Consider the following 14,962-nt stretch of genomic DNA (forward strand, 5'->3'; position numbering starts at 1 on the left):
TTCATGCTGGTTGTGCCATAGAGGCAAAAGTACTTCCGTAGCAGTGCGGGGATTCGCACTGCCTGTGTGTGTCGATGGTCAAAAATGATTACGCAAAAGGCGAAATATGCGCTGCGGGCGCTCACGGTCTTGGCTGATGCCGATGCCGACGAACCGGTGATGATTTCCGATATCGCGGCGCAGCAGAAGATCCCGAAAAAGTTCCTCGAACAGATCCTGCTCGACCTGAAACATCACGGCGTCGTCGCCAGCCGTCGCGGCAAGCAGGGCGGTTATCTCCTGCTGAAGCCCGCCCACACCATTACCTTCGGCGAGATCCTACGCATCATCGACGGCCCGATCGCGCCGCTTCCGTGCCTGTCGATCACCGCCTACCGCCGGTGCGACGATTGCGACGGCGAACAGAACTGCCAGATCCGCCACGTCTTCGCCAAGGTCGCCGACGCCACCCGCAAGGTGCTGTTCTCCACTACCATCGCCGATGCCATCGCGCCAAAGCACAGCGCCGAAGTCACCCGGCTGCTGGCGTAAGGTCAGGCTTCAGTTGCCGCCCGCCTCCTTCAAGATTTGGTGAAATCCCTTTTCTTCCAGCCGGCATGCTCCACCTGCCTGTCCAATTGGGTAGGGAGGACATCATGTCTATGATTTCAGCACAGCGGCTAGAGCAATTCCAGCAAAAGTGCATAGCGGCCTTGCGTCCGGGATTGCGGGAAAACAAAGAGATAGAGCATTTCCGTGGTTCGAAGAAAAACGGAAATGCTCTAGTGGCTGCGGCCATACTCTCGGCGTCCCTCGCGACAGGCGCGGCCGCCCATCACGGCTGGTCGTGGGCCGAGGCGGACCAGATCGAACTGCGCGGCACCATCGAGAAGATCGCCATGGGCGGACCGCATCCGACGCTCGATGTCGCCACCGCCGATGACGGCGTCTGGCTCGTCGAACTCGGTAATCCGCGCCAGACGGAACGCTCCGGCTTCGTCGAAGGTGTAGCCAAGCCTGGCGACCAAGTGGTGGTCCTTGGAAACCGTTCGCAGGATCCAAAAGAGAAGCGGCTGAAGGCGGTGCGCCTTACCATCGGCGAAAAGCGCTACGACATCTATCCAGACCGCATCAAGACGAACTGACCTCTGGGCGAACTGAGCTGTGATCGACATTCTCGAATGGCTGTCGGCAACGACACCTGCGGTCGCGCTCCGGCGCTCCGGAACACTCTACATGTTCGTCAACGCCGCCCATATCCTGGCGATCGGCCTTTTGGTTGGCGCCATCCTGCCGCTTGATCTGAGGCTTGCCGGCTTCTTCCGCAAGGTGCCAGTTGAAGTCGTCGCGCCGTTTCTCTCCCGCGCCGCAGGCGTCGGCCTTGCCGCGGCTATTGTCACCGGCTTCTACCTCTTCAGCGTCCGGGCGGTCGAATATGCCGGCAATCCCGCCTTTCTTGCAAAGCTCGGGCTGATCGCCTTTGGATTGCTCAACGTGCTGGCGGTGCATACCGGGCAGGGTTGGCGAACCGCAACCACGGTCGGCATTCTGCGCCCTGCGATAAGAGTTTCTGCGGCTCTGTCGGCGGTGACATGGATCGCCGCGCTTATGGCGGGGCGCTGGATCGGATTTCTCTGATAGTGGAGGGGAGTTGAATATAACACGATGATCCATCATATTGCATTGCAATTGCAACGCATGAGGAAGTCATGAAAACGGCATCGCTCCCGTCCCTTCGCGTGGATCCTGAATTGCGTGCTGCCGCCGAAAGCGTTTTGAAAGAAGGCGAGAGCCTGTCGTCGCTGATGGAGGACTCTCTTCGCCGCCAGATCGATTATAGAAAGACCCAAGCGGAGTTCATCGCGCGGGGTCTGGCTGGCTTGGCGGAAGCGCAGCGCACCGGTGTGTTTTACACAACGGACGACATTCAGGAGTTGATGCGCGAAAAGCTTGAAAAGGCGAAGGCCCGCAAAGCCGCACGGCAGAAATGACCTTCGAGCTAAAGTACACCCAGACCTTCTATGAAGATCTGGACCGGCTCGCCGATTTTCTGATCGAACGTGATCCGGATTTGGCCGAACGTGCCATCAACGCCATCCAAAAAGCTCTGATGATACTTCAGGATTTCCCGCTTATGGCCAGACGCGCCTCTGCGGATGATCCTTTGCTTCGCGAGCTCGTCGTACCATTCGGTTCTGCCGGATATGTCATTCTTTTCAAAGTGATGAACGAAACGAGCATCATCGTCCTCGCCGTCCGTCACCAGCGCGAAGAAGATTACCACTGACTATCCTTCGCTGACCGCCCAGCGCGGGTTGATCCACGGCTCTGGTTCGAGCGCGCCAGCGGTTGTTTGCGGAGGATATAGTCGGCCGCCTTCTCTCCCGTCATGATCGAGGGTCCGTTCAGGTTGCCGTAGGTGACGTGCGGGAAGATCGAGCTGTCGGCGACGCGCGCCCCACCCGAAGGCTCGCGCGGCACGGCGGCTTCAACATGCTTGTTCGAATTCATCGCCCGAATCCTCTGCCGCGCCCATCCCACAGTCAGCCTCTCAGCATGCGACGAGCTTCATAAGCTTCCAGGAACTCCGGAGAGGCGACGTCATCGGCCAGCGCGCGAAGCGCAGCCGCGGAAGGACCCAGTACCACCTCAACGCGCTGATTGGCATCAGCCCACAGGGCCAATGCCTGGTGCAGGCGTTGCTCGCCGGACGTCGTCAGCATTGCGTGCTTCGTCCGGCCATCATGTTCGTCAGGCATGAGCTCGACCAGTCCGTCCCGGACGAGCGGGCGAAGGGCGTGGGTCAAAGCGGAAATGCTGACGGCAAGGCGCTCGGCGAGCAATAGCAAGGTTGGCCATCCATGGCTGCCCTCGTGCAACGCTGCGATCTGGGTCAGAAGTCCGACCTGGGTGGCCTTCAGGCCGGTCGGCGCCACCGCGTCATCATAAATCTGCCCCAACCGCCGTGATGCGCGCCGGAGGGCGGTGTTTGTGCACACGAGTTCGGCTAGGAGTTCCGGCGGGCTCAGCCTGCCCGCGCGCAACTCCTCCCCTGGATCACCAATCGAAAGTTTTTTGCCCATCCCAGTAAAATAGTTGAGGGCTCATCCATTGACAAGACGACATCGCGACCGTACATAAACTTGAGCACTCAACCAAATAGGATTTTGACATGTCTGCATCATCGCTCAAGCCCGTCGCCCTCGTCACCGGCGCCTCCGCTGGCATCGGCGCCATCTATGCGGCGCGCCTCGCTGAAAAGGGGTATGACCTCATCCTCGTCGCCCGGCGGGCCGATCGTCTGAAGGCGCTCTCGGACAAGCTCGGCGCTGCCCACGGCACGAAAGTCGAGGTCGTGGAAGCCGACCTGACGAAAGACGCCGACCTCACCCGCGTCGAAAAGGTGCTGAAGGACAATTCAGCGATCACGCTCCTCGTCAACAACGCCGGCAACTCGACCTTGGCTCCGGTCGCCAAGACCGCTGAGGAAGACGCGGCCGCGATGATCGCACTCAACGTCACTGCGCTCACGCGGCTGACACACGCTGTTCTGCCTGCATTCCTCAGCCGCAACCACGGCGCGATCATCAACGTCGCTTCGGTCCTGTCCTTTCATGCCCTGCCGATCAGCGCGATCTACAGCGGCACCAAGGGCTATGTGATGAACTTCAGCCGGGGCCTGCAGCAGGAGCTGGCCGAGACCAATGTCCGCCTGCAACTCGTCATGCCGGCGGCCACGGCGACGGAACTCTGGGATTTGTCGGGCGTACCGCTGGCGTCGCTCAACCAGGCGACCGTCATGACGTCCGAAAACCTGGTCGACGCCGCCCTGGCCGGTTTCGACAAGGGCGAAGATATCACGCTGCCATCCGTTGCCGACGCCAGTCTGTGGGACAAGTTCGACCAAGCCCGATCCACACTGTTCGCCGCGACGCAGACCGGTGAACCTGCGCCCCGTTACCGCGCCGTCTAGACACCCCGAAGGATCGAGCGCACGGATTAACCCGTACGCCAACGGCGTCGGCAGATCCGTGCGGTTGATTGATATCCATTTTAAGGAGATTCCATTGCCCAGCTTGTTCGACCAATTCACGCTGAAGGGCGTCATCCTCCGAAACCGCATCGCGGTATCTCCCATGTGCCAATATTCCGCGATTGATGGCGTTCCGAACGACTGGCACGCCGCCCATCTCACAAGCTTGGCGCGCGGTGGCGCTGGCCTCGTCAACGTCGAAGCCACGGCTGTCTCTCCGGAGGGGCGTATCACGCCGGGCTGTACCGGTCTTTGGAATGATGTCCAGGCCGAGGCCTTTGGGCCGATCGTCGCCAGCATCGAAAAGGCGGGCGCGGTCGCAGGGATCCAGATCGGCCACGCCGGCCGGAAGGCCAGCGCAAACCGTCCTTGGGAAGGCGACGATCATATCGCCGATAGCGACTCGCGCGGCTGGGAAATCATCGCACCGTCCGCCGTCGCGTTCGGCGGCGGCCTAAAGAAGGTGCCGCGCGCCATGACGAAGGCCGACATCGATCGCGTCCGTGGCGATTTTGTCGCTGCGGCGATCCGCGCGCGCGACATCGGATTCCGCTGGCTCGTGCTGCATTTTGCGCATGGCTATCTCGGGCAAAGCTTCTTTTCGTCGCATTCAAACCAGCGCGACGACGAATATGGCGGCAGCGCCGATAACCGCGGACGCTTCCTCTTGGAGACGCTGGCGGCCGTTCGTGAAGTCTGGCCCGAGGATCGTCCTCTGACTGCTCGCTTCGGCGTCATGGAGTTTGACGGTCGTGACGAGGAAACCCTGCAGGACGCGATCGAACTCGTCGGAAAATTCAAAGTGGCCGGCCTCGACTTCATCGACGTCAGCCTCGGCTTCTCGACCCCCGCCGCCAATATTCCCTGGGGTCCAGGGTTCATCGCGCCTTACGCCGATCAAGTCCGCAAGGCCACTGGCCTCCCCGGTGCCGCAAGTTGGAACATCACTCAGCCGGAGCAAGCGGATGAACTCATCCGAAGCGGACAGGTTGACTTGGTTATGATCGGCAAAGCGATGCTCGCCAATCCGCATTGGCCCTACGAAGCCGCGCGCAAGCTCGGTGTCGAGCGTCCGTCCTGGACATTGCCTGCCCCTTACGCACATTGGCTCGCATCCTACCGCACTGCCTGAGTGATCGGGGCTCTCGAATAGCGTTGAGGGCCCTTGTCTCTTCGAGTTGAAAAAACGAACCACGGCCCGCTGATTCATGGTTGCGATATCGCAGACATCGCGCCTCATGTCAGATGTTTGGGCCGTGACGGCGATCTTGTTGGCGAACGCCTCGGTCGCTGGCTTTCACCGCGTCCGTCATGGGCGGACAAGGTAACGTCGGACGGCTCGCTTCTTATCGATCGCTGACGGCCGCGCGCGGATTGACCCATGGCTCCTGGTTCGAGCGTGCCAGCGGCTGTTTGCCGAGAATATGGTCGGCCGCCTTCTCGCCGGTCATGATCGATGGTCCGTTCAGGTTGCCATAGGTGACGTGCGGGAAGATCGAGCTGTCGGCGACGCGCAAGCCATCGACGCCGATCACCCGCGTTTGCGGATCGACCACCGCCATCGGATCGTCCTTGGCGCCCATCCGGCAGGTGCCGCAAGGATGATAGGCGCTTTCCAGATGTTCGCGCAGGAAGGCGTCGATCTCGTCGTCGCTTTGCACGCCTTCGCCCGGCTGGATCTCCGGCCCGCGATAGTCGTTGAAAGCCGTCTGCCCGAAGATTTCGCGGGTGAGGCGCACGCAGTGGCGGAATTTCTCCCAATCCTCGGCATGACTCATATAGTTGAATCGCAGCACCGGGTCGGCCTTGGGATCGGCGGAGCGTAAGCTGACGCTGCCGCGCGATTTCGACAGGTTGTAGCCGACGTGAACCTGGAAGCCGTGGCTCTTCGCCGCCGCCTTGCCGTCATAACTGATTGCCACCGGCAGGAAATGATACTGGATATCGGGCTGCTTCAGCCCGGGTGCCGAGCGCAGGAAGGCGCAGGCCTCGAATTGGTTGGAGGCGCCGAGCCCGCCGCGCGAGAGCAGCCATTGGGCGCCCGCCACCCCCTGCCAGAACCATGGCAGCCAGGAATAGAGCGACACCGGCTTGGTGCTGACCTGCTGGAAGTAGAATTCCATATGGTCCTGCAGGTTGGCGCCGACGCCCGGCCGGTCGGCTTTCACCGCAATGCCCATGTCCTGCAGATGTTGGCCGGGACCGATGCCCGACAGCATCAAGAGCTTCGGCGAATTGAACGAGGAGGCCGAGACAATCACCTCGCGATTCGCCTTCACCACCTCTGTTCTGCCGTTGCGCTCGATCTCGACGCCGGTCGCCCGTCCGTCCTCAATCACGATCTTCTGCGCAAAGCCGTAGACGATGCTGACATTATCCCGCTTCAGCGCCGGTTTCAGATAGGCATTGGCGGCAGACCAGCGGCGGCCGGAAAAGATGGTCTGCTCCATCAGGCCGAAGCCTTCCTGCTTGCTGCCGTTATAATCCTCCGTCGTCTCGAAGCCTGCCTGTTTGCCGGCCTCGACGAAGGCTTGGAAGAGCGGATTGGTGAAGCCGCCGCGCTGGACATGCAGCGGTCCGTCCGTGCCGCGCCAGCCTTCTTCGCCGCCATGCGAATGTTCCATCCGCTTGAAATAGGGAAGCACGTCCGCATAGGCCCAGCCGCTGGCGCCGAGCTCCTCCCAGCGGTTGAAATCCTCGGCATGACCGCGCACATAGACCATGCCGTTGATCGAGGAGGAGCCGCCGATCACCTTGCCGCGCGGCGCGGTGATGCGCCGGTTATTGAGGTTCGCCTCCGGCTCGGACAGATAACCCCAGTTATATCGCTTCATGCTCATCGGCCAGGCAAGCGCTGCCGGCATCTGGATGAACGGCCCAAAATCGCTGCCGCCCGCCTCGATGACGATGACGCTGTTCTTGCCATCTTCCGACAAGCGATAGGCGAGGGCGGAGCCGGCGGAGCCCGAGCCGATGATGACGAAATCTGCTTGCATGGTTTTTTCTCTCGCGTTTTGCTTCAGCCGTCGCGCCGCGTCGCCCCCTCATCCGGCTGCCGCCACCTTCTCCCCAAGGGGAGAAGAGACTCGCAGCGGCCTCTCGACTCCCCTTCTACCCTTGGGGAGAAGGTGCCCGGAGGGCGGATGAGGGGGCCGCTTGCGCTGCCCTCAATAAGGCGCCACCACCGGCCCCATGCCCACGTAGACCGTCTTCAGTTCGGAATAATGCTCCAGCGCGGCCAGCGAATTCTCGCGGCCGAAGCCGGATTGTTTCGAGCCGCCGAAGGGGATTTCCACTGGGCAGAGATTATAGGTGTTGATCCACAGCGTGCCCGCCTCCAGCCGGTCGACGACGCGGTGGGCGCGGGTGAGGTCGGCGGTGAAGACACCGCCGGAAAGGCCGAACTCGCTGGCATTGGCCCGCGCGATCACCTCGTCCTCGGCGTCGAAATCGAGCACGCACATCACAGGGCCAAAGATCTCCTCGCGGGCGATGGTCATGTCGTCGGTGACATCGGCAAACACCGTCGGCTGCACGTAATAGCCTTCGCCGGAGACGTTGTTCGGAATGCCGCCGCCGGCAATCAGTGTTGCGCCCTCGGCCTTGCCCTTCTCGATGTAGGAGATCACCTTCTCGCGCTGCGCCCAGGAGACCATCGGCCCCACCTGCGTTGCCTCGTCCATCGGATCGCCGATTAGCATCGCCTCGGTGCGGACCTTCAGCCGCTTCAGGAACTCGTCCTTGATCGTCTTCTGCACGAAGACGCGCGTGCCGTTCGAGCAGACCTGGCCGGTCGAATAGAAATTGCCGAGCATCGCACCGCCGACCGCCGAATCGAGATCGGCATCGTCGAAGACGATGAGCGGCGACTTGCCGCCGAGTTCCATCGTCACGTGCTTGAGGTTGCCGGCCGCAGCCGCCGCCACCCTGCGCCCGGTCGGCACCGAGCCGGTCAGCGACACCTTGGCGACATCGGGATGGTTGACGAGCAGCGGCCCGGTGTCGCGGTCGCCCTGGATCACATTGAAGAGCCCCTTCGGCAGTCCCGCCTCATGCAGGATCTCGGCGATCTTCAGCGCGCCGAGCGGCGTATTCTCGGACGGTTTGAACACCATGGCATTGCCGCAGACAAGCGCCGGCGCAGCTTTCCAGCAGGCGATCTGCTGCGGATAGTTCCAGGCGCCGATGCCGACGCAGACGCCGAGCGGCACCCGCTTGGTATAGGCAAAATCCTGGCCGAGCGGGATCTGCGAGCCGTTGAGCCCGGCCGGCGCAATGCCGCCGAAGAACTCGAAGGCATCCGCACCCGAGGTCGGGTCGGCGACAACAGTCTCCTGGATCGGCTTGCCGGTATCGAGCGTTTCAAGTTCGGAAAGCGCCCGGTTTCTCTCGCGCATGATGTCGGCTGCCCGTCTCAGGATGCGCCCGCGCGCCATCGGGCTCATCGCCGCCCATTCCGGCTGGGCGCGTTTGGCCGCCGCAATCGCCTTTTCGACGATCGCAGGCGTTGCGGCATGCAGCCGGGCGATTACCTCGCCGGTCGCCGGATAGAGGCTCTCGATGACGGTGCCGTCGGTATCCTCGACATATTCGCCGTCGATGAAGTGCGAGGCTTTCGGCTGGGCTTTCATGTCATTTGTCCCTTGAGTGGTTCGATATGGTCGTCCCTTCCCCCTCGGGGAGAAGGTGGCCCGCAGGGCCGGATGAGGGGGCTGAAATCTCGGCCTTGCCCAATTGCGTCGTCAGATAATCCTCGGTCAGCGCGATCGAGGCTTCGATGCCGATCGGCGCCGATTTCAGACTTTGCCTGATATAGAGCCCGTCAATCATCGCCGCAGCGCCCTCGGCGATGCGTTCTGCGGCCTCAGTGGGTAGCAGCGCCTTGAGGTCGGCCAACAGATTGGAGCGCAGCCGCCTGGCATAGATCACCAGGAAGCGGCGGGTCTCTTCCGAGCGCTGCGCTTCGGCGTAAAAGGCAAGCCAGGCAGCAATCGTCTCCGGTGCGAACTGGTCGGCGTGGAAGCTGACGCGGATGACGGCCGAAAGCCGGGCGCGCGGCGTCCTGGCGGCATTGAGTGCCGCCACCGTATCGCTGCGCAGTTGTCGGAGAAGCGAGCGGATCGTCTCGATCAGCAATTGTTCCTTGCTGCCGAAATAATGATGCGCCAGGGCTGGCGACACGCCGGCCTGCCGGGCGATGTCGGACATGGTGACGGCAAGCGAGCCGTGATCGCCGATCACCCGCAGCGCCGCATCGACAAGCGCCTTGCGGCGCACCGGCTCCATTCCGACCTTCGGCAACAAACCACTCCTTGAAATCAGCGGCAGGTTATTTTTGATTGACTGATCAATCAATAAAAATCTTTGCCGATTTGCTCGGACGCAGATCTTTCCCTGCCGAATTGCTGCAACATATTCGAATCTGTCAGGAGGTGCGTCATGGCCGATGTCTTTGAGGGAACGCCGACATCTTCGCTGCAGTCGAAATGGATCTGGTTTGCCGGCCTCGGCGTGCTGCTGCTCGTCTGCGGTCTGATCGCGCTCGGCAATCTGATGCTCGCCACCGTCGTCTCGGTCTATTATGTCGGCATGCTGATGCTGTTCGGCGGCGTGATCTATCTCGTCCATGCCTTCCAGGTGCGCGGCTGGGATCACGTGCTGTTCTGGATATTGAGCGGCCTGCTCTATGTGCTTGCCGGCATCTGCGCCTTCATCAACCCGATCCTGACCTCGGCGGCGCTGACACTGTTTCTGTCGCTGGCGCTCGTCGTCGCCGGCGTCTTCCGCACCTGGGTCGGCATGCGCATGAAGCCGGTCAAGGGCTGGCGCTGGATCGTCGCAAGCGGCGTCATCACCGCTCTTGCGGGTTTCGTCATCGCGCTCGGTTGGCCGGTGAACAGCCTGTGGATCCTCGGCCTGTTCCTGGCCGCCGATCTCATCGTCCAGGGCTCGACAATGATTGCCTTCGGCCTCGGCATCCGCAGTCAAAACTAATGCTGCTGACCGTTCTTTTTTGACAAGAACATGACAGGGGATTAGACTTAAGGGGTTACAGGCCGGTCCCGCGCAAGCGAACGGTCTGAGTGCGAATGCACCAAGGCACCGGCGAGATCGCCGAGAATGCTGAAAATGGTCATGCGTCCCCCAGAGGCAGGGTTCTGCCTGATCAGAAAAGGGAGGAAGTTCATGCCGATGGTCACCGTTTCCATCTCTCCGCAACAGGCAGCGGGCATCCGCGCCGCCGTCGATAATGGCGGTTATGCCTCGAGCAGTGAGGTCGTCCGCGAGGCGCTCCGCCTGTGGGATACCACCCGCAAGCTCAATGAGTTCCGGGACGATATTCTTGACGACGGCGCCCCATCCGGCGGCAGATGCGTCGCCGACATGTTCGCCGATCACGAGGCGGAGCGCCGTCGCTCCGCCTGAACAAGCATTTGATTGCATTGGAAAAATTTAATAAACGCGGAGCGCGTGCGAGGCCCTTGCGCGTTTCATAAAACTTTCACATTGGCGAAAGAGTTCATTGACCCTTCTGCGGCATGTTCCTGGCGAAAGAGAACAAGTCACAGTGGAGATCAGCCACAATGAAGACCGGTCACGTGAAGACTGGGGTGTCCTTGGCTGCCACCGTCGCGCCGGATGTCCTGCGCCGCTACGCCAGCGATCAGATCGTAACCCTTGCCAAGCTCGTGGTCGAGAATGCCTTCCAGCCGATCGTCGAGGCCGGCACCGGCACGGTCTTCGGCTACGAATCCCTGATGCGCGGCCAGGAGCGCATCGGCTACGAGACGCCGGTCGAAATCCTCGACGAGGCTCACCAGGCTGGCCAGCTGCTACAGCTCGAACAGATGGTCGCCAGCCGCGCGCTCGCCAAATTCGCGACGCTGTCGAATTTCTCCACTTCGACGCTGTTCCTCAATCTCGACGTCCGGCTCATCCCGCATGGCGAACACCTGGTCGAGAGCCTGCTGCAGCATTTGCGGAAGGCGAATATTCCGCCGTCTTCCGTCTGCTTCGAATTCTCCGAGCGTTTCGACAATACCAGCGTGCCGGAATTTTCCGGCCTCGTTTCCAGGCTGCGCAAGGCCGGTTTCAAGCTGGCGATCGACGATTTCGGCGTCGGTCACGGCGAGATGAAGCTGCTCTGCGATTATGCCGTCGATTATCTCAAGATCGACCGCCATTTCGTCGCCGAGATCGACCGCAGCCCGCGCAAGCGCCATCTGTTGAAGAGCATCGTCAACATTGCCCATGTGCTCGGCACGCGCGTCATCGCCGAAGGCATCGAGACCGAGGCCGAATTCATCGCTTGCCGCGAATATGGCGTCGACCTCGTCCAGGGCTGGTTCATCTCCCGCCCGACGACGCATATATCGGAGCTGGCGCCGTCCTTTCCGCATCTGCAGGAGCTCGGCAAGAGCAAGCGGGGCAGCCAGTCGCTCGACGAAATCCTCATCCGCAAGCAGATCGAGATGCTGCCGACGGTCTACGAGAACGACAGCATCGACAGCGTCTTCGAACTCTTCCGCCGCAATCCGCGTCAGGCCTTCTTTCCCGTCCTCAATGCCAATGACGAGCCGCGCGGCATCATCCACGAACATCACCTCAAGGAATATATCTATCAGCCCTTCGGCCGCGATCTCTTAAAGAACAAGATGTACGAGCGCAGCATTTCGCATTTCGTCGAGATGGCGCCGATCGTCGGCCTCGACAGCGACGCCGAGCAGCTGATGGCGATCTTCGCCAATATGGAAGGCAGCAACTGCCTGATCCTGACCGACAATATGCGCTATGCCGGTGTCGTCTCCGCCGCCTCGCTGATCAAGGTCATCAACGAGAAACAGCTGAAGACCGCGCAGGACCAGAACCCGCTGACCGGCCTGCCGGGCAATCGCGCCATCCGCGATTTCATGCGTCAGTCCGGCCGCGACGGCGATGAGCTCCGCCACTTCTGCTATTGCGACTTCGACAATTTCAAGCCTTTCAACGATGCCTATGGCTTCCATCTCGGCGACCATGCGATCTCGCTGTTTGCCGCGCTGATGCGCCGCTATTTCTTCGCCGAGCGCCATTTCCTCGGCCATGTCGGCGGCGACGATTTCTTCATCGGCGTCGTCGGCTGGACCAAGGAAGAGCTGACAGAGATCCTCGACCGGCTGATGAGCGATTTCCATGACGATGTGCGGGATTTCTATTCCGACGAGGACCGCGCCGCCGGCCGCATCCTCGGTCACGACCGCACCGGTGCGGAAGCTTTGTTCCCGCTGATGCGCTGCTCGATCGGCGTCATCGAACTGCCGGAAGGCCTCGTTATCGACGATATCAACCGCGTCAGCGCCGAAATCGCCATCATCAAGTCGGCCGCCAAGGACAGCGAGGAAGGCCTGGTCTTCCACCTGCTGGGCGAGGCGAATTGACGCCTCTGCCACATCAAGCCTTCCCAAGCCCGCGGGGCTGATTTATTTCCTGTGCATCTTCCGTTTGCATCGGATGAGGGAGGAACCGGGTCATGCCATTGCCTCAGGACATGCGTTTCGTCGATCTGCCGTCCTTCGGCGGGCCGGAGGTGATGACGATCGGCAGGCGTTCGCTTCCTGTGCCCGGCGACGGAGAGGTTCTGGTGCGCGCCGAAGCGATCGGCGTCAACCGGCCCGATATTGCCCAGCGCCAGGGCAGCTATCCCCCGCCCAAGGGTGCGAGCCCGATCCTCGGCCTGGAGTTTGCAGGCGAAATTGTCGCCGTCGGCCCCGGCGTCAGCGGCCATGCCGTCGGCGACAAGGTCTGCGGCCTTGCCAATGGCGGCGCCTATGCCGAATATTGCCTGCTGCCGGCAGGCCAGATCCTGCCCTTTCCCAAAGGTTATGATGCGGTGAAGGGGGCAGCTTTGCCTGAAACCTTCTTCACCGTCTGGGCCAATCTCTTCCAGATGGCCGGGCTGACGGAAGGCGAGACGGTGCTGATCCATGGCGGTTCCAGCGGCATCGGCACGACGGCGATCCAGCTCGCCCGCGCCTTCGGCGCCGAGGTCTACGCGACGGCCGGCTCGAAGGAAAAATGCGAGGCCTGCGAGAGGCTCGGCGCCAAACGCGCGATCAACTACAGGGCCGAGGATTTCGCCGAGGTCATCAAGGCCGAGACCGGCGACGGCGTCGATATCATCCTCGACATGATCGGCGCCTCCTATTTCGAGCGCAACATCGCCTCGCTGGCCAGGGACGGCTGCCTGTCGATCATCGCCTTCCTCGGCGGCGCGCTCGCCGAAAAGGTCAATCTCTCGCCGATCATGGTCAAGCGCCTGACGGTCACCGGCTCCACCATGCGGCCGCGCACTGCGGAAGAAAAACGCGCCATCCGCGACGACTTGCTCTCGGAGGTTTGGCCTCTGCTGGAAGCCGGCACCGTCGCCCCCGTCATCCACAAGGTCTTTGCCTTCGAAGAGGTCGTCGAAGCCCACCGGCTGCTGGAAGACGGCAGCCATGTCGGCAAGGTCATGCTGCGCGTCGGGTGAGCGTTAGCGACACGCCGATAGCGAGAACACCGGGCAGCGCCATCAGCAGATAGAGCCAGTGCGCTGCCGACAGCGCGCCTGATATGCCGCCGGGATCGACGAGGCCGGCGCCATTGGCGATGACGCCGGCAAAGGCGGCCCCGAACGCCCCACCGAGCGAACTCATTGTCGGGATCGCGGCGGAAGCCTTGTCCTTCTCGTTGTCGGCGACGAGCCTCAAAACCATGGCGACGAGATGCGCCCAGCCGAGACCGATGCCGAAGCCCATCATGAACATGCCGATCGCCGCCGGCACGATGAGGAGCATATGCCCCTCGGGATTGTCCGTGGCAAGGAAGACGGCGAGGCAAGCGGTCGCCGCCGCCTCGATGAGGGCGCCAATGACGATCGCCCAATAGGCTCGGCCGCCAGCCCAAGAGCCGCTGAGGAAGGCCGCCAAGGTCCAGCCGAGGGCTACGAGCGCCACGAGATAACCCGAGACGATCGCGGGCACCCCATGCAGGGTCTGCAGGAAATAGGGAATGAAGACGTCGCTGACGAGAACGACAGTCATGGCAAGCATCGCCAGGTAGACCCGTGAAATCGGCTGGGAAAGGCTGACGGCGCCGGAGGGCAGCAGGCGGTCCGGGCTTCGGCCCTCGATGACGATCATGCCGGCGACCGCGACGACCGAAGCGGCGATCAGTGCGACTTTCATCGCTGTCGCCTCGATCGCGCCGGCCGTGCTGACCATCAGCACGGCGGCAAGCAGCAGCCCGATCTGGGCAATCGGCGTCTTTGCCTGCTCGCGGTCATCCTCGACGTCAGGCAACAGCCGCGGCGCCAGGACCGCCATCAGCAAGCCGAGCGGCACGAGCACGATGAAAGCATAACGCCAGGCGTGGCCCGAAGAAAAGAAGCCGCCGAGCGTCGGCCCGATGACGGTCGCCACCCCCCAGATTGCCGCATAGAGGGTCGATGCCTTCGGCCATAGCGGCTCGGGATAGACGAAGCGGATGAAGGCATAGCCGAGCGCGGCAAGTGCGCCTGTTCCGAGACCCTGCACCGCGCGTCCGATCAGCACTACCGGCATCGACGGTGCGGCTGCGGCAATCAGGCTGCCGACGCCGAAGACCAGTGCCGCGATCACATAGACGGATCGAAGCCCAATGCCGCGCGGCCGCATGGCGACGAAGATCGAGCCGAGCACGGCGGCGGCGACGAACAGGCTAGTGACCCAGGAAAACAGCGCGAGGCCGCCGATATCGCGCACGATCGAAGGCGCGATCGTCGCCATGATGTAACTCTCCACCGCATAAAGCGTCACGCCGCCGGCCAGCATCAATGTTGCCGGCAGGTGCTCGGGCAGGAAGAGGCGGAAGACCGAGCCGGAATTCGAGACGGCTGCAGTCTGGTCGATATTCGACATGGGAGGACCCCAAGATTTTTACTGGCGAAGGATT

At 62.0% G+C, this 14,962-nt stretch carries 16 protein-coding genes and 1 pseudogene; 11 read left to right on the top strand and 6 right to left on the bottom strand.

The genetic code is table 11. The annotated features are described in order from the left end of the window. Positions 1-84: 84 nt before the first annotated feature. The 5 genes from B5P46_RS08985 (at position 85) to B5P46_RS09005 (ending at position 2,266) form a co-directional block, all read left to right on the top strand. Positions 85-531: an RrF2 family transcriptional regulator gene (locus B5P46_RS08985; protein WP_003546399.1), complete on the top strand. Its 447-nt coding sequence runs from the start codon at positions 85-87 to the stop codon at positions 529-531. A gap of 233 nt (positions 532-764) precedes the next feature. Further along, a complete protein-coding gene (locus tag B5P46_RS08990) occupies positions 765-1,124 on the top strand; it encodes a DUF6152 family protein (RefSeq protein WP_129418870.1) in 360 nt (119 codons plus the stop codon). Between the two features lie 19 nt (positions 1,125-1,143). After that, the gene (locus B5P46_RS08995) at positions 1,144-1,617 is read left to right on the top strand and encodes a DUF6644 family protein (protein ID WP_129418365.1); all 474 of its coding nucleotides are present in this window, start codon (positions 1,144-1,146) and stop codon (positions 1,615-1,617) included. Positions 1,618-1,688: 71 nt separating this feature from the next. Next, entirely contained in the window at positions 1,689-1,970 is a 282-nt protein-coding gene (locus tag B5P46_RS09000; protein ID WP_129418366.1) for a YlcI/YnfO family protein, read from the top strand. Beyond that, the gene (locus B5P46_RS09005) at positions 1,967-2,266 is read left to right on the top strand and encodes a type II toxin-antitoxin system RelE/ParE family toxin (protein ID WP_129418367.1); all 300 of its coding nucleotides are present in this window, start codon (positions 1,967-1,969) and stop codon (positions 2,264-2,266) included. The genes B5P46_RS09000 and B5P46_RS09005 overlap by 4 nt, the downstream gene beginning before the upstream one ends. On the opposite strand, the pseudogene B5P46_RS34335 reads toward B5P46_RS09005, so the two are convergent. After that, positions 2,267-2,439: pseudogene (locus tag B5P46_RS34335) on the bottom strand (choline dehydrogenase); the annotation flags it as partial. An 83-nt stretch (positions 2,440-2,522) separates the two neighbouring features. Beyond that, positions 2,523-3,062 carry a MarR family winged helix-turn-helix transcriptional regulator gene (locus B5P46_RS09010; protein ID WP_129418368.1) on the bottom strand — a complete coding sequence of 180 codons (540 nt, stop codon included), beginning with the start codon at positions 3,060-3,062 and terminating at the stop codon, positions 2,523-2,525. An 89-nt stretch (positions 3,063-3,151) separates the two neighbouring features. Here B5P46_RS09010 and B5P46_RS09015 point away from each other — a divergent pair, with 89 nt between their 5' ends. Beyond that, a complete protein-coding gene (locus B5P46_RS09015) occupies positions 3,152-3,952 on the top strand; it encodes an SDR family NAD(P)-dependent oxidoreductase (RefSeq protein ID WP_129418369.1) in 801 nt (266 codons plus the stop codon). Between the two features lie 94 nt (positions 3,953-4,046). Beyond that, the gene (locus B5P46_RS09020) at positions 4,047-5,144 is read left to right on the top strand and encodes an NADH:flavin oxidoreductase/NADH oxidase (RefSeq protein ID WP_129418871.1); all 1,098 of its coding nucleotides are present in this window, start codon (positions 4,047-4,049) and stop codon (positions 5,142-5,144) included. A 214-nt stretch (positions 5,145-5,358) separates the two neighbouring features. Here B5P46_RS09020 and betA read toward each other — a convergent pair whose 3' ends face one another. From betA to betI, 3 genes are all read right to left on the bottom strand, one after another. Next, a complete protein-coding gene (gene betA / locus B5P46_RS09025) occupies positions 5,359-7,008 on the bottom strand; it encodes a choline dehydrogenase (RefSeq protein ID WP_129418370.1) in 1,650 nt (549 codons plus the stop codon). 171 nt (positions 7,009-7,179) lie between these two features. Beyond that, on the bottom strand, positions 7,180-8,643 hold the full coding sequence (gene betB / locus B5P46_RS09030; RefSeq protein WP_129418371.1) for a betaine-aldehyde dehydrogenase: 1,464 nt from the start codon (positions 8,641-8,643) through the stop codon (positions 7,180-7,182). Position 8,644: 1 nt separating this feature from the next. Then, positions 8,645-9,313: a transcriptional regulator BetI gene (gene betI / locus B5P46_RS09035; protein ID WP_432431470.1), complete on the bottom strand. Its 669-nt coding sequence runs from the start codon at positions 9,311-9,313 to the stop codon at positions 8,645-8,647. Between the two features lie 138 nt (positions 9,314-9,451). On the opposite strand from betI, the gene B5P46_RS09040 reads away from it, so the two are divergent. The 4 genes from B5P46_RS09040 (at position 9,452) to B5P46_RS09055 (ending at position 13,520) form a co-directional block, all read left to right on the top strand. Continuing rightward, positions 9,452-10,006, top strand: a complete 555-nt coding sequence (locus B5P46_RS09040) for an HdeD family acid-resistance protein (RefSeq protein WP_129418372.1) — start codon at positions 9,452-9,454, stop codon at positions 10,004-10,006. 192 nt (positions 10,007-10,198) lie between these two features. Then, complete coding sequence (locus B5P46_RS09045) at positions 10,199-10,438, top strand: ribbon-helix-helix domain-containing protein (RefSeq protein ID WP_018449468.1); 240 nt, start codon at positions 10,199-10,201, stop codon at positions 10,436-10,438. A gap of 113 nt (positions 10,439-10,551) precedes the next feature. Further along, entirely contained in the window at positions 10,552-12,429 is a 1,878-nt protein-coding gene (locus B5P46_RS09050) for a GGDEF domain-containing protein (protein ID WP_129418373.1), read from the top strand. A gap of 92 nt (positions 12,430-12,521) precedes the next feature. Beyond that, positions 12,522-13,520, top strand: a complete 999-nt coding sequence (locus B5P46_RS09055) for an NAD(P)H-quinone oxidoreductase (RefSeq protein WP_129418374.1) — start codon at positions 12,522-12,524, stop codon at positions 13,518-13,520. Here the strand turns inward: B5P46_RS09055 and B5P46_RS09060 are convergent. Continuing rightward, positions 13,501-14,928, bottom strand: coding sequence for an MFS transporter (locus tag B5P46_RS09060; RefSeq protein ID WP_129418375.1), 1,428 nt, complete (start codon positions 14,926-14,928; stop codon positions 13,501-13,503). The two genes, B5P46_RS09055 and B5P46_RS09060, sit on opposite strands and share 20 nt — an antisense overlap. Positions 14,929-14,962 lie beyond the last annotated feature (34 nt).

Origin of the sequence: Rhizobium leguminosarum (genome assembly GCF_004123835.1) — a bacterium.
GTDB classification, from domain to species: Bacteria; Pseudomonadota; Alphaproteobacteria; order Rhizobiales; family Rhizobiaceae; genus Rhizobium; species Rhizobium leguminosarum_M.

Coding starts and splice junctions, on each gene's coding strand:
- B5P46_RS09005 (WP_129418367.1), top strand. CDS start 1,967: ATGACCTTCGAGCTAAAGTACACCCAGACCTTCTATGAAGATCTGGAC.
- B5P46_RS09010 (WP_129418368.1), bottom strand. CDS start 3,062: ATGGGCAAAAAACTTTCGATTGGTGATCCAGGGGAGGAGTTGCGCGCG.
- B5P46_RS08985 (WP_003546399.1), top strand. CDS start 85: ATGATTACGCAAAAGGCGAAATATGCGCTGCGGGCGCTCACGGTCTTG.
- B5P46_RS09060 (WP_129418375.1), bottom strand. CDS start 14,928: ATGTCGAATATCGACCAGACTGCAGCCGTCTCGAATTCCGGCTCGGTC.
- B5P46_RS09040 (WP_129418372.1), top strand. CDS start 9,452: ATGGCCGATGTCTTTGAGGGAACGCCGACATCTTCGCTGCAGTCGAAA.
- B5P46_RS09055 (WP_129418374.1), top strand. CDS start 12,522: ATGCCATTGCCTCAGGACATGCGTTTCGTCGATCTGCCGTCCTTCGGC.
- B5P46_RS09050 (WP_129418373.1), top strand. CDS start 10,552: ATGTTCCTGGCGAAAGAGAACAAGTCACAGTGGAGATCAGCCACAATG.
- betB (WP_129418371.1), bottom strand. CDS start 8,643: ATGAAAGCCCAGCCGAAAGCCTCGCACTTCATCGACGGCGAATATGTC.
- betA (WP_129418370.1), bottom strand. CDS start 7,008: ATGCAAGCAGATTTCGTCATCATCGGCTCGGGCTCCGCCGGCTCCGCC.
- B5P46_RS09015 (WP_129418369.1), top strand. CDS start 3,152: ATGTCTGCATCATCGCTCAAGCCCGTCGCCCTCGTCACCGGCGCCTCC.
- B5P46_RS09000 (WP_129418366.1), top strand. CDS start 1,689: ATGAAAACGGCATCGCTCCCGTCCCTTCGCGTGGATCCTGAATTGCGT.
- B5P46_RS09045 (WP_018449468.1), top strand. CDS start 10,199: ATGCCGATGGTCACCGTTTCCATCTCTCCGCAACAGGCAGCGGGCATC.